22 protein-coding genes are annotated in these 22,961 nt (G+C 66.2%); 18 read left to right on the forward strand and 4 right to left on the reverse strand.

Translation table 11 applies throughout. From position 1 onward, the window contains the following. The first annotated feature begins 55 nt into the window (after nt 1-55). Genes pqqB through pqqE form a run of 4 tightly spaced genes read left to right on the forward strand, consistent with a single transcriptional unit; the run spans nt 56 to nt 3,105 of the window. On the forward strand, nt 56-979 hold the full coding sequence (pqqB, locus tag C7H84_RS31450) for a pyrroloquinoline quinone biosynthesis protein PqqB (protein ID WP_121862571.1): 924 nt from the start codon (nt 56-58) through the stop codon (nt 977-979). Nucleotides 980-981: 2 nt separating this feature from the next. Further along, nucleotides 982-1,701 (forward strand): pyrroloquinoline-quinone synthase PqqC, encoded by a 720-nt coding sequence (gene pqqC, locus C7H84_RS31455; RefSeq protein ID WP_121862450.1) that lies wholly within the window; start codon nt 982-984, stop codon nt 1,699-1,701. Next, nucleotides 1,698-1,979, forward strand: coding sequence for a pyrroloquinoline quinone biosynthesis peptide chaperone PqqD (pqqD, locus tag C7H84_RS31460; protein ID WP_121862451.1), 282 nt, complete (start codon nt 1,698-1,700; stop codon nt 1,977-1,979). The genes pqqC and pqqD overlap by 4 nt, the downstream gene beginning before the upstream one ends. A 7-nt stretch (nt 1,980-1,986) precedes the next feature. After that, nucleotides 1,987-3,105 (forward strand): pyrroloquinoline quinone biosynthesis protein PqqE, encoded by a 1,119-nt coding sequence (gene pqqE / locus C7H84_RS31465; RefSeq protein WP_121862572.1) that lies wholly within the window; start codon nt 1,987-1,989, stop codon nt 3,103-3,105. Nucleotides 3,106-3,886: 781 nt separating this feature from the next. On the opposite strand, the gene C7H84_RS36665 is transcribed toward pqqE, so the two are convergent. Next, nucleotides 3,887-4,195 (reverse strand): hypothetical protein, encoded by a 309-nt coding sequence (locus tag C7H84_RS36665; RefSeq protein WP_162999427.1) that lies wholly within the window; start codon nt 4,193-4,195, stop codon nt 3,887-3,889. A gap of 71 nt (nt 4,196-4,266) precedes the next feature. On the opposite strand from C7H84_RS36665, the gene C7H84_RS31470 reads away from it, so the two are divergent. The 14 genes from C7H84_RS31470 to C7H84_RS31535 all read left to right on the forward strand — a co-directional run bounded on the left by C7H84_RS31470 (nt 4,267) and on the right by C7H84_RS31535 (nt 19,555). Next, nucleotides 4,267-5,238: a helix-turn-helix domain-containing protein gene (locus C7H84_RS31470; protein WP_121862452.1), complete on the forward strand. Its 972-nt coding sequence runs from the start codon at nt 4,267-4,269 to the stop codon at nt 5,236-5,238. Nucleotides 5,239-6,015: 777 nt separating this feature from the next. Then, nucleotides 6,016-7,077: a sugar transferase gene (locus C7H84_RS31475; protein WP_121862453.1), complete on the forward strand. Its 1,062-nt coding sequence runs from the start codon at nt 6,016-6,018 to the stop codon at nt 7,075-7,077. A gap of 214 nt (nt 7,078-7,291) precedes the next feature. Next, entirely contained in the window at nt 7,292-8,467 is a 1,176-nt protein-coding gene (locus tag C7H84_RS31480; RefSeq protein ID WP_121862454.1) for a polysaccharide biosynthesis/export family protein, read from the forward strand. Beyond that, the gene (locus tag C7H84_RS31485) at nt 8,464-8,898 is read left to right on the forward strand and encodes a low molecular weight protein-tyrosine-phosphatase (RefSeq protein ID WP_121862455.1); all 435 of its coding nucleotides are present in this window, start codon (nt 8,464-8,466) and stop codon (nt 8,896-8,898) included. The genes C7H84_RS31480 and C7H84_RS31485 overlap by 4 nt, the downstream gene beginning before the upstream one ends. A 53-nt stretch (nt 8,899-8,951) precedes the next feature. After that, nucleotides 8,952-11,189 (forward strand): polysaccharide biosynthesis tyrosine autokinase, encoded by a 2,238-nt coding sequence (locus C7H84_RS31490; RefSeq protein ID WP_121862456.1) that lies wholly within the window; start codon nt 8,952-8,954, stop codon nt 11,187-11,189. Nucleotides 11,190-11,264: 75 nt separating this feature from the next. After that, a complete protein-coding gene (locus C7H84_RS31495) occupies nt 11,265-12,497 on the forward strand; it encodes an oligosaccharide flippase family protein (RefSeq protein WP_121862457.1) in 1,233 nt (410 codons plus the stop codon). A gap of 28 nt (nt 12,498-12,525) precedes the next feature. Next, complete coding sequence (locus tag C7H84_RS31500; protein WP_121862458.1) at nt 12,526-13,725, forward strand: capsular biosynthesis protein; 1,200 nt, start codon at nt 12,526-12,528, stop codon at nt 13,723-13,725. Nucleotide 13,726: 1 nt separating this feature from the next. Further along, nucleotides 13,727-14,257 (forward strand): serine acetyltransferase, encoded by a 531-nt coding sequence (locus C7H84_RS31505; RefSeq protein WP_121862459.1) that lies wholly within the window; start codon nt 13,727-13,729, stop codon nt 14,255-14,257. Then, nucleotides 14,254-15,228, forward strand: a complete 975-nt coding sequence (locus tag C7H84_RS31510) for a glycosyltransferase (protein ID WP_121862460.1) — start codon at nt 14,254-14,256, stop codon at nt 15,226-15,228. The genes C7H84_RS31505 and C7H84_RS31510 overlap by 4 nt, the downstream gene beginning before the upstream one ends. Before the next feature lie 54 nt (nt 15,229-15,282). After that, nucleotides 15,283-16,365, forward strand: coding sequence for a glycosyltransferase (locus C7H84_RS31515; RefSeq protein ID WP_121862461.1), 1,083 nt, complete (start codon nt 15,283-15,285; stop codon nt 16,363-16,365). Between the two features lie 93 nt (nt 16,366-16,458). Next, nucleotides 16,459-17,304: a 3-deoxy-8-phosphooctulonate synthase gene (gene kdsA, locus C7H84_RS31520; protein ID WP_121862462.1), complete on the forward strand. Its 846-nt coding sequence runs from the start codon at nt 16,459-16,461 to the stop codon at nt 17,302-17,304. Next, nucleotides 17,301-17,852: an HAD hydrolase family protein gene (locus C7H84_RS31525; RefSeq protein WP_121862463.1), complete on the forward strand. Its 552-nt coding sequence runs from the start codon at nt 17,301-17,303 to the stop codon at nt 17,850-17,852. The genes kdsA and C7H84_RS31525 overlap by 4 nt, the downstream gene beginning before the upstream one ends. Then, the gene (kdsB, locus tag C7H84_RS31530; RefSeq protein WP_121862464.1) at nt 17,836-18,642 is read left to right on the forward strand and encodes a 3-deoxy-manno-octulosonate cytidylyltransferase; all 807 of its coding nucleotides are present in this window, start codon (nt 17,836-17,838) and stop codon (nt 18,640-18,642) included. The genes C7H84_RS31525 and kdsB overlap by 17 nt, the downstream gene beginning before the upstream one ends. Further along, nucleotides 18,623-19,555, forward strand: a complete 933-nt coding sequence (locus C7H84_RS31535; protein ID WP_121862465.1) for a KpsF/GutQ family sugar-phosphate isomerase — start codon at nt 18,623-18,625, stop codon at nt 19,553-19,555. Before kdsB ends, C7H84_RS31535 begins: the two co-directional genes overlap by 20 nt. A gap of 72 nt (nt 19,556-19,627) precedes the next feature. Here the strand turns inward: C7H84_RS31535 and C7H84_RS31540 are convergent, their stop codons facing one another. The 3 genes from C7H84_RS31540 to C7H84_RS31550 form a co-directional block, all read right to left on the reverse strand. After that, on the reverse strand, nt 19,628-20,749 hold the full coding sequence (locus C7H84_RS31540) for a sialidase family protein (RefSeq protein ID WP_162999431.1): 1,122 nt from the start codon (nt 20,747-20,749) through the stop codon (nt 19,628-19,630). A gap of 77 nt (nt 20,750-20,826) precedes the next feature. Continuing rightward, nucleotides 20,827-22,020 (reverse strand): hypothetical protein, encoded by a 1,194-nt coding sequence (locus C7H84_RS31545; RefSeq protein ID WP_121862467.1) that lies wholly within the window; start codon nt 22,018-22,020, stop codon nt 20,827-20,829. A 316-nt stretch (nt 22,021-22,336) separates the two neighbouring features. Then, complete coding sequence (locus C7H84_RS31550) at nt 22,337-22,951, reverse strand: phosphatase PAP2 family protein (RefSeq protein ID WP_121862468.1); 615 nt, start codon at nt 22,949-22,951, stop codon at nt 22,337-22,339. Between the last annotated feature and the right edge of the window lie 10 nt (nt 22,952-22,961).

The raw sequence follows: 22,961 nt of genomic DNA on the forward strand, positions 1-22,961 counted from the left end.
TGCAGTGCCGCCCGCGTCGACGGACACGATGCGGGCGGCACCGGAGCATACGCAGATGAAGATCAAGATACTTGGCTCGGGCGCCGGCGGCGGATTGCCGCAATGGAACTGCAACTGCGGCAACTGCCGTCGCGCGCGGGCCGGCACCGACGGCATCGTGCCGCGCACGCAATCGTCGATCGCGGTCAGTGGCGACGGCATCGACTGGGTGCTGGTGAACGCGTCGCCGGATATCCTCGCGCAACTGCGCGCCCACCCGGACCTGCAGCCGGCGCGCACGATCCGCGACAGCGCGATCGTCGCGGTCGTGCTGTGCGACGCACAGATCGATCACGTGACGGGGCTGCTGATGCTGCGCGAGCGCACGTCGCCGCTGCCGCTGTATGCGAGCGCACCGGTGCTCGACGATCTGTCGACGGGGCTGCCGCTCGTGCCGCTGCTCGGCCATTACTGCGGTGTCGACGTGCATCCGATCGTGCCCGGCGAACCGTTCGCGATCCCGGGCGCCAGCGGGATCCGCCTCACGGCCGTGCCGGTCGACAGCAAGCCGCCGCCTTATTCGCCGCGTCGTGCGGCAGGCGTGCCGGGCGATAACATCGCACTCCTGATCGAGGATGCAACGACCGGCCGGCAGGCGTTCTATGCGCCGGGGCTCGCCGACATCGACGACGGCGTGCGCGCCGCGATGTGCGACGCCGATCTCGTGCTGGTGGACGGCACGTTCTGGACCGGTACTGAGATGATCGACCTCGGGCTGTCGTCGAAGCACGCGGTCGACATGGGCCATCTCGCGCAGTGCGGCGACGCGGCGCGGCCGGGGATGATCGACCGGCTGCGCGCGTTGCCGGCGCGTACGCGCAAGGTTCTCACGCATATCAACAACACGAATCCGATTCTCGACCCCGGCTCCGCTCAGCGTGCGCAATTGCACGCGCACGGCATCGAGGTCGCCTACGACGGCATGCAATTCGAGGTTTGACCATGAACGCACCGATTCCCGCCGCGGCGCTGCACGTGACACCGTGGAGTGCGCAGGAGTTCGAGGCGCGCTTGCGCGCGCTCGAATCGCGCTACCACATTCATCATCCGTTCAACCGGCGCCTGAATGCCGGCGCGTGCTCGCGGGCGCAGATCCGCGGCTGGGTCGCGAACCGTTTCTACTACCAGATCAGCATTCCGCTGAAAGACGCGGCGATCCTGTCCAATTGCCCGGATCGCGATACGCGCCGGCTGTGGGTCGAACGCATTCTCGACCACGACGGTCACGGCGACCAGGCCGGCGGGATCGAGGCGTGGGCGCGGCTCGGCGAGGCGGTCGGCATCGATCGCGAGGAACTGTGGTCGCTCGCGCACGTGCTGCCCGGCGTGCGCTTCGCGGTCGACGCGTACGTCAATTTCGCGCGGCATGCGCCATGGCAGGAAGCCGTGTGCTCGTCGCTGACCGAGATGTTCGCACCGCAGATCCATCTCGACCGGCTCGCCGGCTGGCCGTCCCACTATCCGTGGATCGACGCGGACGGGCTGCAGTACTTCCGCAGCCGCGTGCCGCTCGCGCAGCGCGACGTCGAGCACGGGCTCGCGGTGACGTTGCATCATTTCACGACACCGGACGCGCAACGGCGCGCGCTCGACATCCTGTCGTTCAAGCTGGATGTGCTGTGGTCGATCCTCGATGCGATTGAAAAGGCGTATCCCGCATGAACACCAACGACGCCGTCAGCGGCGTGCCGCTGCGCCCCTCGCTGAAGGGCATGTACCGCCTGCAGTGGGAGGCGGCCCAGGATGCCTACGTGCTCCTCTATCCGGAAGGGATGGTCCGGCTCAATCCGAGCGCCGGCGAAATCCTCGCGCGCTGCGACGGCACGCGCGAGCTCGACGACATCATCGACGAACTCGAGCGGCTGTTCAGCACGTCGGACCTTGCGTCGGACGTCTACCGCTTCCTCGATCATGCGCGACTGCGCGGGTGGCTCGACTGACATGGACATGACCCAGCCTTCGAACCGGCCGTCCGCGCCCTTGTGGCTGCTCGCCGAGCTCACGTACCGGTGCCCGCTGCACTGCGCGTTCTGCTACAACCCGGTCGACTTCGCGACGCACGGCGCCGAGCTCGACACCGACGCGTGGCGCACGGTGATCAGCGATGCCCGCGCGCTCGGCGCCGCGCAGATCGGCTTTTCCGGCGGCGAGCCGCTGCAGCGCGGCGATCTCGAAGTGCTGGTCGAGCATGCGCGCTCGCTCGGCTTCTACACCAACCTGATCACGTCGGGCGTCGGACTGAATGCCGCGCGCATCGACCGGTTGAAGGCGGCCGGGCTCGATCATATCCAGCTGTCGCTGCAGGACTCGACGCGCGAGCTGAACGATTTCCTGACCAGCACGCGAACCTTCGACCTGAAGCACGGCGTCGGACGGTTGATCAAGTCGCACGGCTATCCGATGGTGTTGAACTGCGTGCTGCATCGATACAACCTGCCGCATGTCGGGCAGATCATCGAAATGGCGCTCGATCTGGGCGCGGATTTTCTCGAACTCGCGAACACGCAGTACTACGGCTGGGCGATGCTGAATCGCGACCAGTTGATGCCGACCGCCGAACAGCTGCGCGAGGCGGAGGAAACGGTCAACCGCTACCGGAAGCTCGTCGGCGAACGATGCAAGATCCTGTTCGTCGTGCCGGACTACTTCGAACAGCGGCCGAAAGCCTGCATGAACGGGTGGGGCTCGGTGTTCCTCGGCGTTGCACCGGACGGCACCGCGCTGCCGTGCCATGCCGCGCGCTCGTTGCCGGGCCTCGCGCTGCCGAACGTGCGCGACCGCTCGTTGAAGGACATCTGGTACGACAGCGACGCGTTCAACGCATTTCGTGGCGAAGGCTGGATGCGCGACCCGTGCCGGACCTGCGACGAACGCCACTCGGATCATGGCGGATGCCGGTGCCAGGCATACATGCTCGCCGGCGATCCGGCGGAGGCCGATCCGGTCTGCGCGAAGTCCGCGCATCATGGGCGCGTCGAACACGCGGTTCAGTTCGCGCGGCGGGTGGAGCGGCAAGACGAGCAGCCGCTGATCTTTCGCAGCGTGGTCAATTCGATCGGGCGTTGAGCGGTGCATGCTGTCGGCTGACCCGAACGTTCATTATTAAAACGACTGTTTGATCCACCTGGCGTATCGCGCATACCGCCGTCACGCGGTTTCCCACTCGACCGAAGCACAGCGGTCATGAAAACGATTCGATCCGGATGCGATTCTCCTCGCGTGTGCGCGGGACGAGTCTCGATATGACGAACACGTGCCGACACGTCTCCCGGGTTACAGAGGATTAGTGCGCCGCACGCGTCCCGAGTAATCCGGAGTAATGCCCGGTAATCCCGTGTATTCGTTCGCGGGTAAGTCAGCTTCGGTGATAACGTTTGCGCCTTACCATATCGGAAGTTCGACGATGACGCCGGTATTGCATTGTCGATACGAAACGACACATTTCCCGAATTTTCATTAACGTCCGGCCGAAATCGCCGTACCGGACCTCTGCACGAAATTGAAGCGTGTACGATGCAAATGCGGCATCACCGATTTGCATTCAGCGGTTCCCGGAGCGGACCCGCTCAATCCCGTCGACCGCCGCCCGCGTAACGTTTAAAGCCGGTGCGCCCGGCTTCGACGCAAACATACCGCCGGAATGACGATCAATCGACGTGGTGGCCCGATCCGCGCCGGACGGCGCGCGGGCGCGTGCCGCCGCGCACGTCGTTTCACCGGCCCGCTTCAAACAACCTGAGCGGAATTCGACCATGCACGACTGAAACGAAACACGGCAGTCTCGACGTATCGTTGTCGCGATACCGTCCCTTCGTCCGTTCCGGCAGTGCCAGCCGGAATAGGTGATTCATTCAATCGGCTTCGGCTTCTCGTCACTCATCCGGGAGAGAAGCCGTCCGCTATATCCCGATTCAAATCGCGGGGTGTTGACACACGTCAATTTTTGGAAATTCGGACGATCGGTTTGCAGCGGAATGTGACGAATCTCATTAAATAGGGTCGCACCATCGGCTTGATTGATTCCGACAACAACACGGCAAAAACAGACATTGGGAAATCGGCGGGCAAGGGTCACCCCTATGATGCGGCGCAGAAAACAACAAATGTAAAAAATTGTTAAAGGGCCGCAAGATGCAAACAGTGTCGAATCATTCATCGACGGGGATAAGCGTGAATCGTGGGAGAAGCGCCGGCAACGGGCATCAACGAGCAAGCGTAATCGTACTGTTGCTCGAGGGTTTCTCCATCATGCAGATGGGCAAACTGGCCGCTGTTTTCGAACTCGCGAATGAGCTCGGAAGGGCGAATACCGCATTTACCGATCGTTATGAGTTGCGGTTGTATTCCGTGCATGGCGGCCCGGTCCGTTCGCCTTCGGGCGTCGGCATCTGGACGGAAGCGGCGCGTACGCTCGAAGCCAGCACGGTGCACGCGATGTTCGTGTTGAGCGGTCAGGACGGAGTCGACGCGCTCGATGAGCAGTTGATCGGTTGGCTCAGGCATGCGCACCAGCGCGCGCGCGTCGTGCGCGGCAGCCAGGGCGGCCGCAAATTGCTGACGCAGATTCATCTGCCGCAGAAGGAGGTCGATACGGCCGCGACGGTCGCGGACGGCGGCGCGTCGCCCGCCGGGCGTGACGATGGCGACCCGGCGGCCGCAGACGAAGACGACGGGCCGTTCTCCGACGCATTGTCGATTGTCCGCGTGGACATGGGCTACGAAATCGCGCAGGAAATCGTGATGTGCATGGTGTCCGGCGCGAACCGCAAGCTGACCGACGTGTTGTTCGGTGCGCGGGTCGCGCGTGCGAGCACGTTGATCCGGATGGCCGCCCATCATCTGCGCGTGAACAGCGAGAACCGGATTTCGATTGCCGACGCGGCGCAGGCCGCCGCGATGAGCGAGCGCAATTTCCTGCGGCGTTTCAAGAACGAGATCGGCGTCACGCCTACCGAGTTCGTGTTGAGGATCCGCCTTGAGAAGGCGTGTCGCATGCTGATCGAAACCGATCTGCCGGCCGACAAGGTGGCGCGACGTACCGGCCTCGGCAGCGGCGACCGGATGGCCAAACTCTTTCGCCAGCACTTGCAGACGTCGCCGACCGAGTATCGCGCGGCTGCACGCAAGGGCGGCGACGCGTCGACGGACATGCTCTACGCATCGGATCTCGGCGACTGGGTGAACGGCGCAGCATCGTAGACGGACAATTGAGATTCGCGCGCCGCGATCATCCGACGTCCGGCGTGACATTCACTAAATTGCATTGCGCGAATCCAGATCAATATCCCGATATTAGTGCTTCGTCGGAATGACCATATCGTTATTCGGGAATCGACGGCGCCGGATATAAGTCGTTTTTCATGCGACGAAGGCGGATTCGGCCACAATCGCGGCGCGGTCCGACACCGGCCGCTCACAACACCTTTCCACCGATTAAGTTATCGACTGGCCTTTCGAGGAGGCGGCACCCCGGCACTCCTCGGAATTTTGCCTGCCGTGTCGCCGTGAGCGCACTGTGCAGGCCTTTTTATTCGATGAGCGAGCATCCGGCCGGTGGATGCGCCCGATGCTCGCTCGCAGGTCTAGACGGCGCCAGGCGAAGCGCGTGCCGCTCGAAGTGCACGCAATAGCAGGTGCGGAAAATCGCAATTCAACGATGCAACCGCGCGTCGTCCGTGTGAATGAAATGCGGGCACGAATCGTTGTGCATGCACGTTATCCGTGCATTGAACATGTATCGCTCTATTCGTGAAATCGATCGAATAATTCGCACGCGATATCGGCCTTGATGTGTTCCGCCATCAACAAGGCGAATTCGGACGCGAGAGATAAAAGCGCGAGTCGCGCCGAATATGATGCACTGCGGAAACGTTGAAGCAACGGTATCTCAACGAGCGCGCCGCGTGACGCGCGCATCGGCCTGACGCACGCTGCACCGTGAACGAATGTTGGACGATGAATTAGGAGTTCATATCAATGAATTCGTTGATCAATCGAGCGACCGATATCGGGCTGATCGTGCTGGGCGCGTTCATTCCCGCATTGATCGGTGCCACCGGCGGTGCGCGCGGGACGCTGTTCGACGGTGCGCTCGTCGCCTTTGCCGCCGCGCTGGCGCTGTCGGTGTTTCCCGCCTGCGGGATCTACGAAGCGGCGCGTACGCGCTCGGCGCTGCACGTGCTCGGCCGCACGGTACTCGCGTGGATCGTCGTGCAGGGCATGAGCACCGCGCTGCTGTACGTGCTGCATCGCGCACATGTGCTGTCGAGCGAGTGGTTCGTGTACTGGACGCTCGCGAGCGGGATCGGCCTGATCGCGTTTCGCGCGCTGACGCTCGCGATCTTCGGGATGATCGAGCGGGCGGGTGGCCAGGTGCGTGCGGCGGCGATCGCGCACGCGGACTTGCGCGGCCACCGCACGATCGGCCGCGTCAAGCGGATGGTCAAGCGCAGCTTCGACCTGGTCGGCGCGTCGATGCTGCTCGTCGTGCTGGCCCCGGTACTGCTGGGCATCGCATGGACCGTGCGGCGCGACGGCGGCCCCGCAATCTTTGGACACGAGCGCGTCGGGCAAAACGGACGGCGGTTCAAGTGCCTGAAATTCCGCTCGATGGTGACGAACGCCGATGCGGTGCTCAAGGCACTGCTGGAGCGCGATGCCGACGCCCGTGCGGAATGGGATCGCGAATTCAAGCTGAAGCACGACGTGCGGATCACGCCGATCGGCCGCCTGCTCCGCAAGACGAGCCTCGACGAGCTGCCGCAGCTGCTGAACGTGCTGAAGGGCGACATGAGCCTGGTCGGGCCGCGTCCGATCGTCGAGGCCGAGCTCGAACGCTACGGCACGGACGTGCGCTACTACCTGATGGCGAAGCCCGGCATGACGGGACTGTGGCAAGTCAGCGGTCGCAACGATACCGATTATTCGACGCGCGTGTCGCTCGACGTGTCCTACGTGCGCGAATGGTCGCTGCGTCGCGACATCGGCATCCTGTTCCGCACGATCAACGTGGTGGTGCGCGGTTCGGGCGCGTATTAGCACGCTGTCGCGCGCACTGCCGCATCGCAGGATGCGCGGCGACAGCGCGTGACGGCAGCAGGCAACGCGGGATTGAGCAGCGAGCAGTGGCAGCAAGCAGTGGCAACAAGCAGTGGCAGCAAGCAGATCCGGTCTCGACAGGGGTGCTGTACTCGCGGTCGCGACGACGCGGGGCGACCGGCGCAATTTCAAATTAAAAAAGTGCGAGGTTGTAATGCAGAGGTTGCGTCAAATGGAGTCGGCGCGCGCGGGCGTGCCGCGTCGACCATCGCGTGTCGGTTCGCTCGTGATGATCCTGCCGCTGTGTGCGTTGCTGGGCGCGTGCGGTATCGCGCCGGGCATGCGCATGCAGCAGCCGGCGTCGATTCCGCTGCAAAGCGGCGCCACGCCGGCCGAGAGTGCCGACCTGCCGGTGCCGGTCACGAACATCGACCTGGCGCTGATCCGGCACATGCGCGACAGCGAGCGCAGCACGCGTGGCGAACCGCGCGACATCGTCGCGTCGCCGGACGTGTACACCATCGGCCGCGGCGATGTGCTGCAGATCACCGTCTGGGACCACCCCGAACTTGCGGCGGCGCTCGGCGCGCCGGCTCAGGCTGCGCCGCGCGCGGCCGACGCGCCGCCGGGCTTCGTCGTCGATCAGGACGGCACGCTGCAGTTCCCGTTCGCGGGTCGCCTGCCGGTGGCCGGGCTGACGGCCGAGCAGGTACAGACGCAGCTCGCGCGTCGCCTCGACAAGACGTTCAGGAATCCGCAAGTCACGGTGCGCATCGCGTCGTTCCGCGCGAAGCAGGTGTATATCGAGGGCGAGGTGCATACGCCTGGCTCGCAGTCCGTGAACGACATTCCGATGACGCTGTACGACGCGATCGGGCGGGCCGGCGGCTTTGCGGCGTCGGCCGACCAGAGCCGCATCGTGCTGGTGCGCGACGGCGTCGAACGCCGGATCGACCTGACCGAGATGGCCGAGCAGGGGCGCAATCCGTCGAAGATCGTGCTGCGCGACGGCGATCTCGTGCGCGTGCTGCCGCGCGACGAGAGCGGCGTGTTCGTGATGGGCGAGGTCAACAAGCCCGTGACGGCGCTGCCGATGCGCAACGGCCGGCTGACGCTGAGCGAGGCGATCGCGCAGGCCGGCAGCCTGAACGCCAACACGGCCGATGCCGCGCAGCTCTACGTGGTGCGCGGGATGCAGGATGCGCAGCCGCAGGTGTATCACCTCGATGCGCGCTCGCCGGTCGCGATGGTGCTGGCGAATCAGTTCCAGCTGAAACCGAAGGACGTCGTGTATGTCGACGGCAACGGGCTCGTCCGCTTCAGCCGCGTGCTCAGCCTGTTGCTGCCGGCCATCAACGCCGGCCTCACCGCGGCGATCGCGACCAAATGATGGAATCCATCCTGATCGTCTGCGAGGGCAACATCTGCCGCAGTCCGATGGCCGAGGCGATGCTGCGTCAGGCCATGCCCGGGCGTCGCGTCGCGTCCGCGGGCCTGAACGCGCTGGTCGGCATGCCGGCCGCGCCGTATGCGCAGGAGGTGATGCGGATGCGCGGCTTCGACGTGTCGACGCATCGCGCGCAGCAGATCGGCCGCTCGCTGTGTATCGACGCCGACGTGATCCTCGTGATGGACCGTCGCCAGCGCACGTCGCTCGAGAACCAGTTCCCGTTCGTGCGGGGACGCGTGTTCCGTCTCGGCGAGTACACGGATTTCGACGTGCACGACCCTTACCGGCAGCCCAGATTCGTGTTCGAACGCTGTGCGCGACTGATCGAGCTCGGCGTGTCCGAGTGGTCGAAGCGCCTGCGTATCGTCTGACGCGGCCACAGGTCGATGTCCCACTGGAACCCAATACGCCTCCCATCGTTGCCATGACCCAACCCTCCGCCCCGCCGCAGCACCCTGCCGAAGACGGCAGCGAGACCGACTTCGTCGCGGTACTCGATATCCTGCTGGAAAGCCGCTGGCTGATCGCGACCATCACGTGCGTGCTGCTTGCCGCCGGGCTCGCCTATGCGGTTCTCGGCAAGCCTGTGTTCGAAGCCAACATCATGGTCCAGGTCGAGGACAGCCCGGACACGTCGGCCGCGAAGTCGTTGCTCGGCGATGTGTCGTCGCTGTTCGACGTCAAGTCGTCGGCCGCCGCCGAACAGCAGATCCTCGCGTCGCGCCTCGTCGTCGAACGCGCGGTCGACAAGCTCAACCTGTTCATCGACGCGGAGCCGAAGCGCTTTCCGCTGATCGGCGACTGGATCGCGCGCCACAGCGACGGCCTGTCCGAGCCCGGCCTGGCCGGCTTGGGCGGCTACACCTGGGGCCGCGAACGCATCGACGTGTCGCGCTTCGACGTGCCGCGCAAGAACGAAGGCGACACGTTCACATTGACGAGCCTCGGCGGCAAGCGCTATCGGCTCGACGGCGGCGCTCTCGATGCCCCGGTCGAGGGCACCGTCGGCACGCTCGAGCGCTTCGGCTCGCCGCGCGGCCCGATCGTGCTGCAGGTCGCGTCGCTCGCTGCAAGACCCGGCGCCATGTTCGTGCTGGTGCGCAACTCGCGGCTGAAGACGATCGAGGACATCCGCGATCGCCTCAACGTGCAGGAGCGCGTGAAGCAATCGGACGTCGTCGTCGCCAGTCTGCAGGACACCGATCCGAAATGGGTCAGCGCCACGATGAACGAGATCGGCCGTCAGTACGTGCGGCAGAACATCGAGCGTAAATCCGCGGAGGCCGCGCAGTCGCTCGAATTCCTGACCGCGCAGCTGCCGCAGCTCAAGCAACAGCTGACCGATTCCGAAGCGCGCCTGACGAAACTGCGCAACGAGCACGGCACGGTCGACCTCACCGAGGAAGCGAAGCTCGCGCTCGCGCAGACGGCCGATGCGAAGACGCGGCTGCTCGAACTGCAGCAGAAGCGCCAGGAACTCATGTCGCGCTTCACCGAACGGCACCCGAGCGTGGCCGTGATCGACGAGCAGATTGCCGCATTGAGCGGTTATCGGAATGCGGCGGAGCAGCAGATCCGGCGCTTGCCGGACCTGCAGCAGGAACTGGTGCGGCAGATGCTCGACGTGAAGGTCAACACCGATCTCTACACGGCGCTGCTGAACAACATGCAGCAGCTGCAGCTCGTGCAGGCCGGCAAGACCGGCAACGTGCGTCTCGTCGATACGGCGGCGGTGCCGGAAGTCGCGGTGCGGCCGAAAAAGGTGCTCGTCGCGCTGGCGTCGCTGCTGCTCGGGCTGCTCGCCGGGTGCGGCACCGCGATCGTCCGCTCGATGCTGTTCCATGGCATTTCGGATCACAACGAGATCGAACGTCGTCTCGGCCTGGCGGTGTACGCGACGGTGCCGATCAGCGACCATCAGCGCGACCTGGCGGAGGAGGCCGCGCGCAAGAGCGGCCACAAGTCGATCCTGTCGATCGACTTCCCGAACGAGCCGGCCGTCGAGTGCCTGCGCAGCCTGCGCACCGCGCTGCAGTTCGCGATGCTCGAGGCGAAGAACAACGTCGTGCTGATCGCCGGCCCCGCACCGGGCGTCGGCAAGACCTTCCTGTCGTCGAACCTGGCGGTCGTGATGGCGAGCGCCGGCAAGCGCGTGCTGTTGATCGACGGCGACATCCGCAAGGGCCGCCTGCACGACTATCTCGGCTTCCCGCGCGGCCGCGGCTTCACGGAACTGATCGCCGGCAGCGCGCGCGTGGAGGACGTGATTCACCGCGAGGTGGTCGGCGGCCTCGATTTCATCTCGACCGGGACGATGCCGAAGAACCCGGCGGAGCTGCTGCTGAACCGCAATGTCGCGGCGCTGGTCGACGATCTGTCGTCGCGCTACGACATCGTCGTGATCGACTCGGCGCCGGTGCTCGCCGTGCCCGATACCGGCATTCTCGGCGCGGTTGCCGGCACCGCGCTGCTCGTCACGATGGCGGGCAAGACGAAGCTCGGCGAGATCGGCGAATCCGCGAAGCGCTTTGCGCAGAACGGCGTGCGGCTGAACGGCGTCATCTTCAACGGCGTCAACCCGCGGCTCGGGCAGTACGGGTACGGGTCGAAGTACGGCGGGTATCGCTACGTCGCCTACGAATACGGGGCGCAGGATGTGTGACGCACGCAGCGCCGCCGCGGCCACAGTTGGCGGCCCGACCCGCGCGTCCGGCTGCGCTCGGTGCACGGAGGCGCGATGATCAATCCGCGGGATTCGATCGTATCGCTCGCCGGCGTCGTGATCGGGCAGATCGCGCTGTTCGTCTGCATCTTCGTGATCGGACGGCGCTTCGGGCCGGAGTCGCTCGGCCACTTCAACTATCTGCTCGCGCTGGCGACCTTCGTCGGCACGCTGCTTGCGTTTCGCTACGAGCTCGCGTGCGTCGACGACGCGCCGGGCGAGTCGTTCAACGCGTTCGTCAACGTGACGACGCTGAGCCTGGTTGTGATCGTCGCGTTCGGCATCGTGATTGCCGCGGCCGGGCGCGACGATCTCCATCTCGTCGCGGTCTACGCGCTGGCAACGTTCGTGCAGCTGGCCGCCGGTTCCTACCTGAACAGCCTGAGACGTTATGGCTGGATCGCGCTGTCGCGCGTGGTGGTGAACGGGTCGTTCCTCGCCGGCCTCCTGCTGTCGCTCGCGTGCCGCGCGTGCGCAAGCGTCGACGTGTTCGCGCTGTACGCTTGGGTGAGCGCCGCGGTGTCGATCGTGATGGCCGCGGCGATCCTGTTCTCCGGCTATCGCGCCGGATATTCGTTCAGGCTGTCGCACGGTTTTTTCGTCAGGAACCGCCGCTTCGCGCTGTATATCCTCCCGTCGACGCTGTGCGCGTCGGTGTTGACCTACGCGCTGTCGATTGCGATTCCGCACTGGTTCGACGCACAGAGCGCCGGCTATTTCGCGGCCGCATATCGGCTCGGCTTCTTCCCGGTATCGCTGATCGCACAGAGCGTCGGCGGCGTGTTCCGGCGCGACGCGATCGGCGCGATGGCGCGCCCGGATGCGGGCACGACGGTGCCCCGCGTGTACCGGACCTACGCGCGTGCGCTCACCGCGCTCGCGGCCGTGTACATGGCAGGCGGGCTGCTGCTGTTCGCGCCGCTCGTCAACCTGTTCTTCGGCGAAAGCTGGCGCGGCTCGGTCGGGTTCTATCACAGCCTGATGCCGTTGTTCGCGCTGCAGCTCATCTTTGTGCCGCTGTCGCAGATCTTCCTCGCGACGCGCGCGCAACGCATCGATTTCCTGTTCCAGCTGACCTGCGGCGTGTGCCTCGGCGGCGCGCTGGGCATCGCGCGGCTGATGAACCTGTCGGCCACGACCAGCGTGCAGATTTTTTCGCTGACCGGCGCGGCGCTGATGGCGGCCGGTATCGCGCTGACATACCGCGTCCTCGACACGAACCTGTCCCGATCCGGGGCGTTGGCGTGAGATCGCCGCTACGACGAACGAGCACACCATGATCCTGATAGTCATCGATTCTCTCGAGCGCTACTACTTCGCGACCCGTCTCGTGAACGCCGTGCGGCACGAATACGAGTTCGCGTTCCTGACGAGCGAGCCCGTCGCCCATCTCGGCCTGTTGCTGAACGGGTACCGGTCGGTGTACCTGAACCGATTGATGCCGATCGACGTGCCCGACGGCCAGCCGGTTGACCGCACGCCGTATCAGCTGTCGATCGAGGTGCTGAACGGGCAGATGACCGAAGCGCGTGCGAAGCGCGAATCGGCGGCGGTCTTCCATATCGCGTCGGAAGTGCTGCGCGGCCTGCGGGTCGAGCAGTGCGTGATGTGGAACGGGCAGCAGCTCGTGTGCCGCGCGGTGCGGCAGGCCTGCGCGGTGCACGGCGTCGCCACGCGCTTCATCGAGATCTCGAATCTGCCGGGCAAGCTGTTCGTCGATTCGCTGGGCGTCAACGCGCTGTCGACGATCAGCCGCAACCCGGAGGTCATCGATCGGCTGCCGCTACCCGACGAGGATACGCATACGCGCTGGCTGTCGGCGTATGAACGCTACAAGCGGATGCCCCTGCCGCAGGCGAGGACGTCGTTCGCGCGCAAGGCGACGTCCGCGGCCAACTACCTGCTGAAGGCGGTCAGCGGCGGCGTCGCGCGCCGGCGCCTGACGAGCGTGCGGGCGCGCAACGGAATGCCGGCACCGCGGCAGGCGATCCATCTGCCGGTCGATGCGCTGGCGACGAGCCGCTACGTGTTCCTGCCGCTGCAGGTGTCCGGCGACACGCAGATCAGGCTGCACTCGGACGTCGGCAATCTCGACGCGATCCGTCACGCGTTCGCGTTCGCTGCGAACGAGAGCGCCGACCTGTTCGTGAAGCTGCATCCGGCCGAGACCGATGCGGCGGAGATCGATGCGATCGTGCGCCTGCAGGAGAGCTATCACTTCGAGATCGTCACGTCGCCGACCACCGAGTTGCTGCGGCACGCGCATGCGGTCGTCACGATCAATTCGACGGTCGGGCTCGAGGCGATGCTGTACGGCAAGCGCGTGGTGTCGCTCGGCCGCTGCTTCTACAAGGAATTCGACCGCGAGCGGTTGCTGAAGTACATCCATTCGTTCCTGATCGACGGTATCGACTATTTCGGTGCGGCGCGCATTCCCGCCGATGCGGCGCGGCGCGTGTTCGCGAGACGGCACTGACATGGCCGTCTCGTTGCGACAGACCGCGGAGGCGATCGTCGAAGACTGCCGCCGCAATGCATTCTTCAAGACGCGCTGCGTGGTGATCTTCTATCGCGTCGTGCATTACCTCGCGTGCCGGAACCGGCTCACGCTGCTGGCCGGCGCGCCGCTGATCGTGCTGTACATCGTGCTGTGCGACTGGCTGCTGGGCATCGAGATCCCGGTGAAGACGAAGATCGGCAAGGGGCTCGCGCTCTATCACGGCACCGGGCTCGTCATCAATGGTTACGCGGTGATCGGCGACTACTGCACGCTGCGGCACGGCGTGACCATCGGTAACACGATCCGCAAGGACGGCTCGATCGGCGGCGTGCCGACGATCGGCGACCACGTGGAGTTCGGCGTGCACAGCGTCGTACTCGGCGCGGTGCGCGTCGGCGACCGCGCGCGGATCGGCGCCGGCGCGGTGGTGCTGCGCGACGTACCCGACGGCCGCGTGGCCGTCGGCGTGCCGGCGCGCCTTCTCGACAACGGACAGGAGCCGACATGAAAGTGTTCATTCTGCATCCCGGCAAGGCCAATTATCCGGAGATCGCCGCGTACGGTCGTCGGCTGAGAGCGCACGGGTTCGAGGTGTTCGACGGCAATCTCGATGCGTACGCGCTCTTCCCCGATCAGGACACCTGCATTCTGTGGTGCATCATGGGTTTCTATCGAGCGCTGCCGCCCGCACGGTTCGTGATTCACGACTACCGATCGCTGTCGGTCGGCCGGCTCGCGGCCGTCAAGGATCGCGTGAAGCGCGTGCTGAACGTGCGGCCCGACTTGCGGATCTTTCAGAACGAACGGATGCGCGACGCGATGGCGTTTCATGACGACGTGCGCGCACTGCTGCTGCCGATGGGCGTCCCGGACTGGATCTTCAACCCCGCCGATGCCGACGGAGACAGGGCCGCGCCAGGCGGCACCGCTGCCGCACCGACACCGTCGGGACGGTTCTGCTACATCGGCGAGATGAGCCGCGAGCGCGGCTTCCACAAGGTGCTGGCCGCGTATCGCGACGCGCGGCGCGACGCATCGGACACGCTGGTGCTGGTCGGCAACCCGGAGCCCGAGATTCGCGCGGCGTTCGCCGATACGCCGGGCATCCACTTCGTCGGCCGCGTGTCGCAACCCGATGCGCTGAGGATCGTTCGCGACAGCGACTATGCGGTGTGCTTCTTTCCGTACCACCGGCCGCATTGCTTCCAGACGCCGACGAAGCTGCTCGAATACGCGTCCCTCGGCAAGAAGATCGTTTGCAACGATGCGCCGTCGAACGTGCGGACCGCGCGCGAGCTGGGCATCCAGTGCCACGTCACCGGCGCGACGATTTTCGACGAGCTGTTTCCGCTGTCGCGGATTCGCGCGACGCGCCCCGACCCTGCGGCGATGAAGTCGCTCGAATGGGGGCGCGTGATCGAGCGCTCGGGTGTGCTCGCTTATATCGATGCGGTCGCGGGGCGTCGCCCCCGCGTCTGATGACGTCATTCGCCGTCGGTTCGCGACGGCTCATCCCTCCTGGAGCGGATCCCGATGAAAATCGTCCACATAGTCGAATCCAGCGCGACCGGCACGTTGTCGATGGTGTGCCTGATCGCGAACTGCCTCGCGCGCGAAGGCCACGACGTGCACGTCATCTACTCGGTGCGGCCGGATACACCCGCCGGCTTTGCCGCGATGTTCGATACGCGCGTGTCGCTGCGGCACGTGCAGATGAAAGGCGGCGGCCTGCTCCGGACCGTCGGCCGGCTGCGCGCGGCGCTCAACGAGATCGGCCCGGACGTGGTGCATCTCCATTCGTCGTTCGCGGGCTTTCTCGGGCGGCTGTCGACGCTGTTCGCGCTGCCGAACGCCGCCTTCTTCTACAGTCCGCACTGCATCTCGTTCATGCGTCGCGACATCTCTGGCGTGAAGCGCCTCGCGTTCGTCGGCCTCGAATGGGCCGCATGCGTCCGGAAATGCCTGTACGTGGCGTGCTCGGAAAGCGAAGGCCGCGCGATCCGCGCATGGCTGCGCCAGCAAGTGGTGGTGATCGAGAACGCGGTGTGCGACGTGCCGGCGGCCGTGCGGTCAGCGGTCGACGAGCGTGCGGCCGACGATCGTCCGTGCGTGGTTACCGTCGGCGGCATCCGCGCGCAGAAGAATCCCGCGCTGTTCGCGCAGATCGCCCACGGCATGCGTGCGTGCGGCACGCGCTTCGTCTGGATCGGCGACGGCGATGAAGCGGAGAAGGCGCGGCTCGTCGCAGCAGGCGTCGAAGTGACCGGCTGGATGCCGCACGACGAGGTCGTGCGGCGCCTCGCACGCGCGGACGTGTACCTGTCTACGTCGTCGTGGGAAGGCATGCCGGTGTCGGTCATCGAGGCGATGCTGGCCGGACGGCCTGTCGTCGTGTCGGACTGTGCCGGTAACGTGGACGTCGTGCGCCATATGCAGACGGGCGTGATCTACGCGACGGCAGCCGATGCAGTCGAGTGGCTGGAGCGACTCGCCGGCGACGTGGCGCTACGTCGCGAGCTGGCCTGGCAGGCGAGCCGCGAGGCGCGGCAGCGCTTCGGCGAGGAACGCCTGTTCGGCGAGCTTGCGCCGCTCTATGCTGCATGGGTGGCCCGCTGACGACAGCATCCGGCTGCGCTCCAGCGGCGCACTCGCGCGCCATCCGCCGCGCCGCACCGCCGACACCGCTGCCCCAATTCCCAGGAGAATCCCATGAATGTAACCCTCGCCCCTGACGTTACCGTCGGCAACGACCTGCCGTTCGTCCTGTTCGGCGGCCTCAATGTACTCGAAAGCCTCGACTTCGCGCTCGACGTCTGCGGCACGTTCGTCGAGGTCACGCGTCGACTCGGCATCCCGCTCGTGTTCAAGGCATCCTTCGACAAGGCCAACCGTTCGTCGATCCACTCGTATCGTGGCGTCGGATTCGACGAAGGGCTGCGAATCTTCGACGAAGTCAAACGCCGGTTCGGCGTGCCGGTGATCACTGACGTGCATGAGGTGTGGCAGGCCGAGCCCGTGTCGCAGGTTGTCGACGTACTGCAGGTGCCGGCGTTCCTTGCGCGTCAGACCGATCTCGTCGTCGCGATCGCGCAGACCGGCAACGCGGTCAACATCAAGAAGCCGCAGTTCATGAGCCCGACGCAGATCGAACATGTCGTGTCGAAGTGCCGCGAGGCCGGCAATGATCGCGTGATTCTGTGCGAGCGCGGCTCGTCGTTCGGCTATGACAATCTCGTCGTCGACATGCTGGGCTTCCGCCAGATGCGCGACGCGACCGGCGACTGCCCGGTGATCTTCGACGTCACGCACAGCCTGCAGATGCGCGATCCGCACGGCGCAGCGTCGGGCGGCCGGCGCCGCCAGGTGGTCGATCTCGCGCGCGCCGGGATGGCGGTCGGGCTGGCAGGGTTGTTCCTCGAAGCGCATCCCGATCCCGACCGCGCGCGCTGCGACGGCCCGAGCGCGCTGCCGCTCGCACTTCTCGATGCATTTCTGCAGCAGGTGAAGGCGGTGGACGACCTGGTCAAGCGGCTGCCGCCGCTCGATATCCGGTGAGCGGCGCAACGTATCGCGGGCCCGTGCGCCTGGTGCTGTTCGACGTCGACGGCGTGCTGACCGACGGCTTGCTGCACGTCACCGCCGAAGGCGAGTTCATGAAGAGTTTTCATGCGCACGACGGCGTCGCGGTCGCGCTGCTGCGTGCGCATGGGATCCGCTCCGGCATTCTGTCGGGCAAGCACAGCGGCGCGCTGGCGTGGCGTGCAAAGCAGCTCGGGGTCGACGTGCTGGTGACCGGCTGCGACGACAAGGGCGTGGGCTACGCGGACATCAAGGCACGCAATGCTCTCGATGATCGCGAGATCGCGTATGTCGGCGACGACGTGAACGATCTGGCGGTCATCGAACGTGTCGGCGTGTCGTATGCGCCATCCGATGCGCATCGGCTCGTCCGCACGCGCGTCGATCACGTCGCGCGCACGGCCGGCGGCCGCGGGGTCGCGCGCGAGGTGGCCGAACATCTGCTGATGGATGCCGGGCTGTCGCTCGACGACGCGTATCGGCCGTTGCTCGAACAATGGAGCGGTCATGACGTCATTCAATAACGAGCGGACGGTGCATGTCGTGATTCCGGCGCGGTACGGGTCGACACGACTGCCGGGCAAGCCGCTCGTCGATCTCGGCGGCGAGCCGATGATCGTCCGCGTGCAGGCGCGCGTGCAGCGTGCGCTGCCCGATGCCGACATCGTCGTCGCGATCGACGATGCCCGCATCGCCGAGGTGCTCGATGCACGCGGAATTCGTTTCGCGATGACCGATGCGGCGCACGCGTCGGGCACCGACCGTGCGGCGGAAGTCGCGCGCGTGTTCGGCTGGCCCGACACCGACGCGGTGCTCAACGTGCAGGGCGACGAACCGCTCGTGCCGGTTGCGCTGTTGAAGGCGTTCGCCGCCTTTTGCGGCACGGCGCCGGACCTCGGCGTGGCGACGGCGGCGTGCCCGATCGGGGAAATCGCACTGCTCGACGAGCCGGCGATCGTCAAGCTCGTCGTCGATCGCCGCGGCCGCGCGCTGTACTTCTCGCGCGCGGCCATCCCGTTCTGCCGCGACGGGCGGCCGGACGAGGCGGTCGGTTCGACCGACAGCCTGTTCCTGCGTCACATCGGCCTGTACGGCTATGCGAACGCAACGCTGCAGACGCTGGCAAGCACGGCGCCGTGCGAACTCGAGCGCCGGGAACAGCTCGAGCAGCTGCGCGCGCTCTGGCTCGGCATGTCGATCGACGTGATGCACTGGCCTGATGCGCCGCCGGCCGGCATCGATACGCCCGCCGACGTGGCGCGCGTCGTCTCCCTTCTCAAACGGCAAACCCAAGATGCGACAGAACCATATTGAATCCGCCCGGCAGGTCTTCGAGATCGAGTCGCGGGCGCTGGCCGGCGTGGCCGCGCGGCTCGACGCGAATTTCGAGGAAGCGGTCGAGATCGTCCTCGCGTCGCGCGGGCGCGTCGTCGTGTGCGGGATGGGCAAGTCCGGCATCGTCGGCAGGAAGATCGCGGCGACGCTGTCCAGCACGGGCACGCCCGCGTTTTTCATGCATCCGGGCGAGGCCTATCACGGCGACCTCGGCATGGTGACGCCGGACGATACGTTCCTTGCAATTTCGAATTCCGGCGAAACGGACGAGGTGATCAAGCTGATTCCGTTCCTGCGCACCAACGGCAACGACCTGGTCGCGCTGACGGGCAATCCGGCGTCGACGCTCGCGAGCGCCGCGCGGGTCCATCTCGACATCGGCGTCGAACGCGAAGCATGCCCGCTGCAGCTCGCACCGACCGCGTCGACGACCGCGACACTCGCGATGGGCGATGCGCTGGCGGTCACGCTGATGCGCGCGCGCGGCTTTCAGCCGGAACACTTCGCGCGCTTCCATCCGGGCGGGTCGCTCGGCCGCCGGCTGCTGTCGACCGTCGACGACGAAATGACCCGCAGCAACCTTCCGTTCGTGACGGAGGACACGTCGACGCTCGATGTGCTGGATGCGATGACGCGCGGGCGGCTCGGGCTCGCGATCGTGAAGCGCAACGGCGGCTGGGGCATCGTGACCGACGGCGACATCCGTCGCGCGATCGAACGGCACGGCGACGGCGTGTTGCGCCGCACGGCGGCCGACATGATGTCGATCGAGCCTTCGACGGTGCGGCCCGGCACGCGGGTCGAGGATGCGTTGCAGCTGATGCAGCAGCAGCGGATCGGTGCATTGCTGGTGGTCGACGGTAACGACGTCGTCGGCGTGTTCAAGAAGTAAGGCGCAGGCGCTCCCGCCGCGTCGTGCGATGCGCGGGACCGACGTGCCTGCGCGTCGGCACGCCGGCGAGCGCTATTGCAGGCTCTGCGTCAGCGCACTGGATGCCGCATCCTGGCGGAACCGCCGCACGCGCAGGAACGTGACGAAATTCGAGTCGTGCTGGCTTGCCGCGCCGCCTTCCGGGTCGTCGAACGCGACACGCAGCACGGCGACGAGGTCGCTGCCGTCGAATTGCCAGTCGACGTACTGGAATCCGTGCCGTTTCGTGTCCGGATGTTGCAGCAGCACGCGCCGCGCGGCCCACTGCCGGAGATCGGGCGACGACAGCAGCACCAGCGTGTTACGCACGCGCTCGAGGTTCATCCGGCCGACACTTTTCGGCACCGCGTTCGTGATCGTCCAGTATTGCTTCGACTGTGGATCGAAGCGGATCGTGAACTTCTTGCCGGCGCCGGGCAGGTCGACGAAATCGCGCGCCGGATCGAACGACAGTGTGCGGCCGTCGTCGTTCGTCGCCGCCAGCGCGGCCTTCTCCGGACCGTTCGCGGTGTTCACGCGCAGCATGACGGCGGGTGCCGCGCCTGGCCGGCCAACCACGTTGCCTTCTTCCCATGATTCGAACTTGCCGTCGAGCCAGCGCTTGTCCGACGGCAGAGGGGCGGACACGCGCCAGTTGCGCGCGTCGAGCAGGTCGCGATCGACGGGGGCGGACAGCACCAGCGCGCGCAGGTCGCCGCCCTCGACGCGTTCATACGCGCGCCAGACGCGCCCTCGATCGATGAGGACCGGCACCGGCCCGGTGATGAAGCGCCCCGCATACGGCAACAGCCCGGTGGCTGCATCGACGGGCGTGGTCCAGGTTGCACCGCCGTCGTCGGAGCGGCGAATCGACGGCGTGCCCATCGAGCGATTGGTGCCCATCAGGTACAGCGCGCCGTTCAGCACGAACAGCGACGACCAGTACTGGTCCGGCACGTCGCCGAGCCTCGACCAGCTCGTACCTTTGTCGTGCGACGTGAACACCGATACGCGGTTCTGTGCCGACGCGGCGCCGAACGTGTCGAAGCTCGCGACATAGTCGCCGTTCGGCAGCACGGCCAGCGACGGCGAGCCGAGATACACACGGGCGGCGGCACGGCTGTGCGCGATCACCTCGCCCGGCGGCGCAGGGACGACTTGCGCATGAGCCGCCATCGCTGTGGCGCCCACGCACAGCGCCGCGATCAGCGAGCGCTTCAGCGCGCGTAACGTCGATGCGTGTCGGTGTAATGTCATGTCGGGTGTGCGAGCGGCTCGCCGCCGGACGCGTTCGGAACGGGACGAACGACCGCGCGCCGCAGCGGCGCGTCCTGGTCGGCCAGCACGACGAACAGCAGGATGGTGAGCCAGAGCATGCCATAGAGCACGTGGTACTTGAACAGCAGGATCGGCAATAGATAGAGCAGATACTTGCGGCGGCCCTTGCGACGAAACAGCATGACGAGCGTACCGAAGAACGCGACGAAGCCGGCGCCGCCCGCGGCGAACAGGAGGTAGATGTAGAACGAACTGTCGCGCACCTGGTAGCCGCGCAGATGCGTCTTTCCGACGTTGTTGCGCTCGTCCCAGAACAGCCCGCCGCCGAATACGCCCGCGACGACGTCGCGCTCGGCGAGTTCGGTCAGCACGAGCGTCCGGCTGCCGACCGCATCGTAGTCGACCGACTGATTCACCCGCTGGTCGTACACGGCGTAGAGCCACGGCACGCACGCGAGCGCGACGACGACGACGGCGATCCGGGTCCGCAACCGCCCGCGGCCCGTGAGCACGTGCAGCCCGCACAGCACCGCGCAGACGGCCATCGACGCGACCGAGAAGCTGAGCAGGGCGGTGGCGAACCCGACGACGGGCGCGAGCGTGATGCGTCGCCGCGACAGCAGCAGGATCACCGAGCTCGGCACGACCGTCATCGCGTAGAACGACGGTTCCGAATACAAGCCGAGCGCGCGAATCGAAATCAGGCTGTCGGTCAGCGCCTTGGTCGCATAGAGCGCTTCGGAATCGGCTTCGCGCACGTAGCTGTCGAAGTCGATGAAGGTGCCGGTGCCGAGGTAATAGACGAGCTGGAACGTGAAGAACGCGGCATGGACGTAGATGAGCGTCCTGCACGCGGCGTCGAGCGATTCGCGCGTCAGCACGCCGCCGGCGAACATCCAGTAGCAGAGCGCGATGTACGTCTGGATCAGCACGAACTTGATGAAGAAGTTCACGTAGAAATCGCCGAACGCGGACAGAATGAATGCGACGCAGGTGCTGATCAGCCAGTACGTGCACACCGGAAACAGATGGCGCTGGCGGTTCATCAGCGTCGGCGCGCGCAGGAATGCGAGCGCGCAGAGCAGCACGTAGGCGGCGAAGGTTGCCCGCACGCTGAACGCGTTGAGCGAGAAGAACAGTACGCTGGCTGAGAAGAGGAACGTCGACATGCGTGCGCCCGATCGGAGACTGCGGATTCGCTGCGCGCCGGCCGTTCCGGCGCCACGCGGCGAGAGACCGTGCGGCGCGGGACAAGACGCCTGTCGGACAGGGTCGGCTTGCGCAGCGCTTCGCACGCGGAACACGCGCCGGTCGTTCGGACGACGCGAGTGCGGCGATCAAGCATAGAGGGTTGGCCGGCCCGGCGAGCCGGGTTGTCCGATTCCGGCGGGATTGTGTCGTTTTTTTACGGGGTGGCGCGGGCGTGCGGTGTACGACCTCGTACCCGCTCGTACCGCGTTTCATTCAACTGCTTCGATCCCGCCATCACGGCTGCAGCGCGAACCGCCCGCACAGAAACGGCGAATACCACTCGATCGCCGCCTGAATCGGCGCATGATGCCCATACGCGAGCGCCGACACGGCCAGCAGCGACCCGGCCACGAGCGCGCGATACCGCGCGTCGACCTGCGGCAGGCCGTGGCGCAGCGCGAATGCCAGCGCGATCGTCGAACCGACGAACCAGCCGGCAACGACTTCCGACGGCGTATGCGCGTCGTCGAACACGCGCGCGATGCCGATCAGCGCGCCGAGCGCGAGCCCGAGCCCGAGCCCGAGCCCGAGCGATAGCGACGTCATCGCCCGCGACGGCGTGCCGCCGCTCGACGCCAGCGTGCAGGCCATCGGCCACACTGCCGACGCGAGCATCGTGTGCCCGCTGATCACGCGGAAATCGATTGCGCGAATCTGGATCCCGCAGCCGGCGTAGAGCACCTTGGTGGCGCCGACAAGTGCCATGCCCGCCGCGAGCATCAACGCCCATGACGCCGCGTGATGCCGCCCGGCCGTCGAGCGCGTGAGCCACGCGAGCCACGCGAAGCACACGAGCGCCAGCGGCAACGTCATCGCCGCGTCACCGAGATCGCTGACGGCCGTCCACAGGGTCGCGTTC

Origin of the sequence: Burkholderia sp. Nafp2/4-1b (genome assembly GCF_003635165.1) — a bacterium.
Taxonomy (GTDB): domain Bacteria; phylum Pseudomonadota; class Gammaproteobacteria; order Burkholderiales; family Burkholderiaceae; genus Burkholderia.

Excerpts from the sequence above, each read along its gene's own strand:
- pqqB (WP_121862571.1), top strand. The coding sequence starts at position 56 with ATGAAGATCAAGATACTTGGCTCGGGCGCCGGCGGCGGATTGCCGCAA.
- C7H84_RS31510 (WP_121862460.1), top strand. The coding sequence starts at position 14,254 with ATGAAAGTGTTCATTCTGCATCCCGGCAAGGCCAATTATCCGGAGATC.
- pqqE (WP_121862572.1), top strand. The coding sequence starts at position 1,987 with ATGACCCAGCCTTCGAACCGGCCGTCCGCGCCCTTGTGGCTGCTCGCC.
- kdsB (WP_121862464.1), top strand. The coding sequence starts at position 17,836 with ATGACGTCATTCAATAACGAGCGGACGGTGCATGTCGTGATTCCGGCG.
- C7H84_RS31480 (WP_121862454.1), top strand. The coding sequence starts at position 7,292 with ATGCAGAGGTTGCGTCAAATGGAGTCGGCGCGCGCGGGCGTGCCGCGT.
- C7H84_RS31495 (WP_121862457.1), top strand. The coding sequence starts at position 11,265 with ATGATCAATCCGCGGGATTCGATCGTATCGCTCGCCGGCGTCGTGATC.
- C7H84_RS31535 (WP_121862465.1), top strand. The coding sequence starts at position 18,623 with ATGCGACAGAACCATATTGAATCCGCCCGGCAGGTCTTCGAGATCGAG.
- pqqC (WP_121862450.1), top strand. The coding sequence starts at position 982 with ATGAACGCACCGATTCCCGCCGCGGCGCTGCACGTGACACCGTGGAGT.
- C7H84_RS31475 (WP_121862453.1), top strand. The coding sequence starts at position 6,016 with ATGAATTCGTTGATCAATCGAGCGACCGATATCGGGCTGATCGTGCTG.
- C7H84_RS31490 (WP_121862456.1), top strand. The coding sequence starts at position 8,952 with ATGACCCAACCCTCCGCCCCGCCGCAGCACCCTGCCGAAGACGGCAGC.
- C7H84_RS31545 (WP_121862467.1), bottom strand. The coding sequence starts at position 22,020 with ATGTCGACGTTCCTCTTCTCAGCCAGCGTACTGTTCTTCTCGCTCAAC.
- pqqD (WP_121862451.1), top strand. The coding sequence starts at position 1,698 with ATGAACACCAACGACGCCGTCAGCGGCGTGCCGCTGCGCCCCTCGCTG.
- C7H84_RS31515 (WP_121862461.1), top strand. The coding sequence starts at position 15,283 with ATGAAAATCGTCCACATAGTCGAATCCAGCGCGACCGGCACGTTGTCG.
- C7H84_RS31500 (WP_121862458.1), top strand. The coding sequence starts at position 12,526 with ATGATCCTGATAGTCATCGATTCTCTCGAGCGCTACTACTTCGCGACC.
- C7H84_RS31505 (WP_121862459.1), top strand. The coding sequence starts at position 13,727 with ATGGCCGTCTCGTTGCGACAGACCGCGGAGGCGATCGTCGAAGACTGC.
- C7H84_RS31540 (WP_162999431.1), bottom strand. The coding sequence starts at position 20,749 with ATGGCGGCTCATGCGCAAGTCGTCCCTGCGCCGCCGGGCGAGGTGATC.
- C7H84_RS36665 (WP_162999427.1), bottom strand. The coding sequence starts at position 4,195 with ATGAATGATTCGACACTGTTTGCATCTTGCGGCCCTTTAACAATTTTT.
- kdsA (WP_121862462.1), top strand. The coding sequence starts at position 16,459 with ATGAATGTAACCCTCGCCCCTGACGTTACCGTCGGCAACGACCTGCCG.
- C7H84_RS31485 (WP_121862455.1), top strand. The coding sequence starts at position 8,464 with ATGATGGAATCCATCCTGATCGTCTGCGAGGGCAACATCTGCCGCAGT.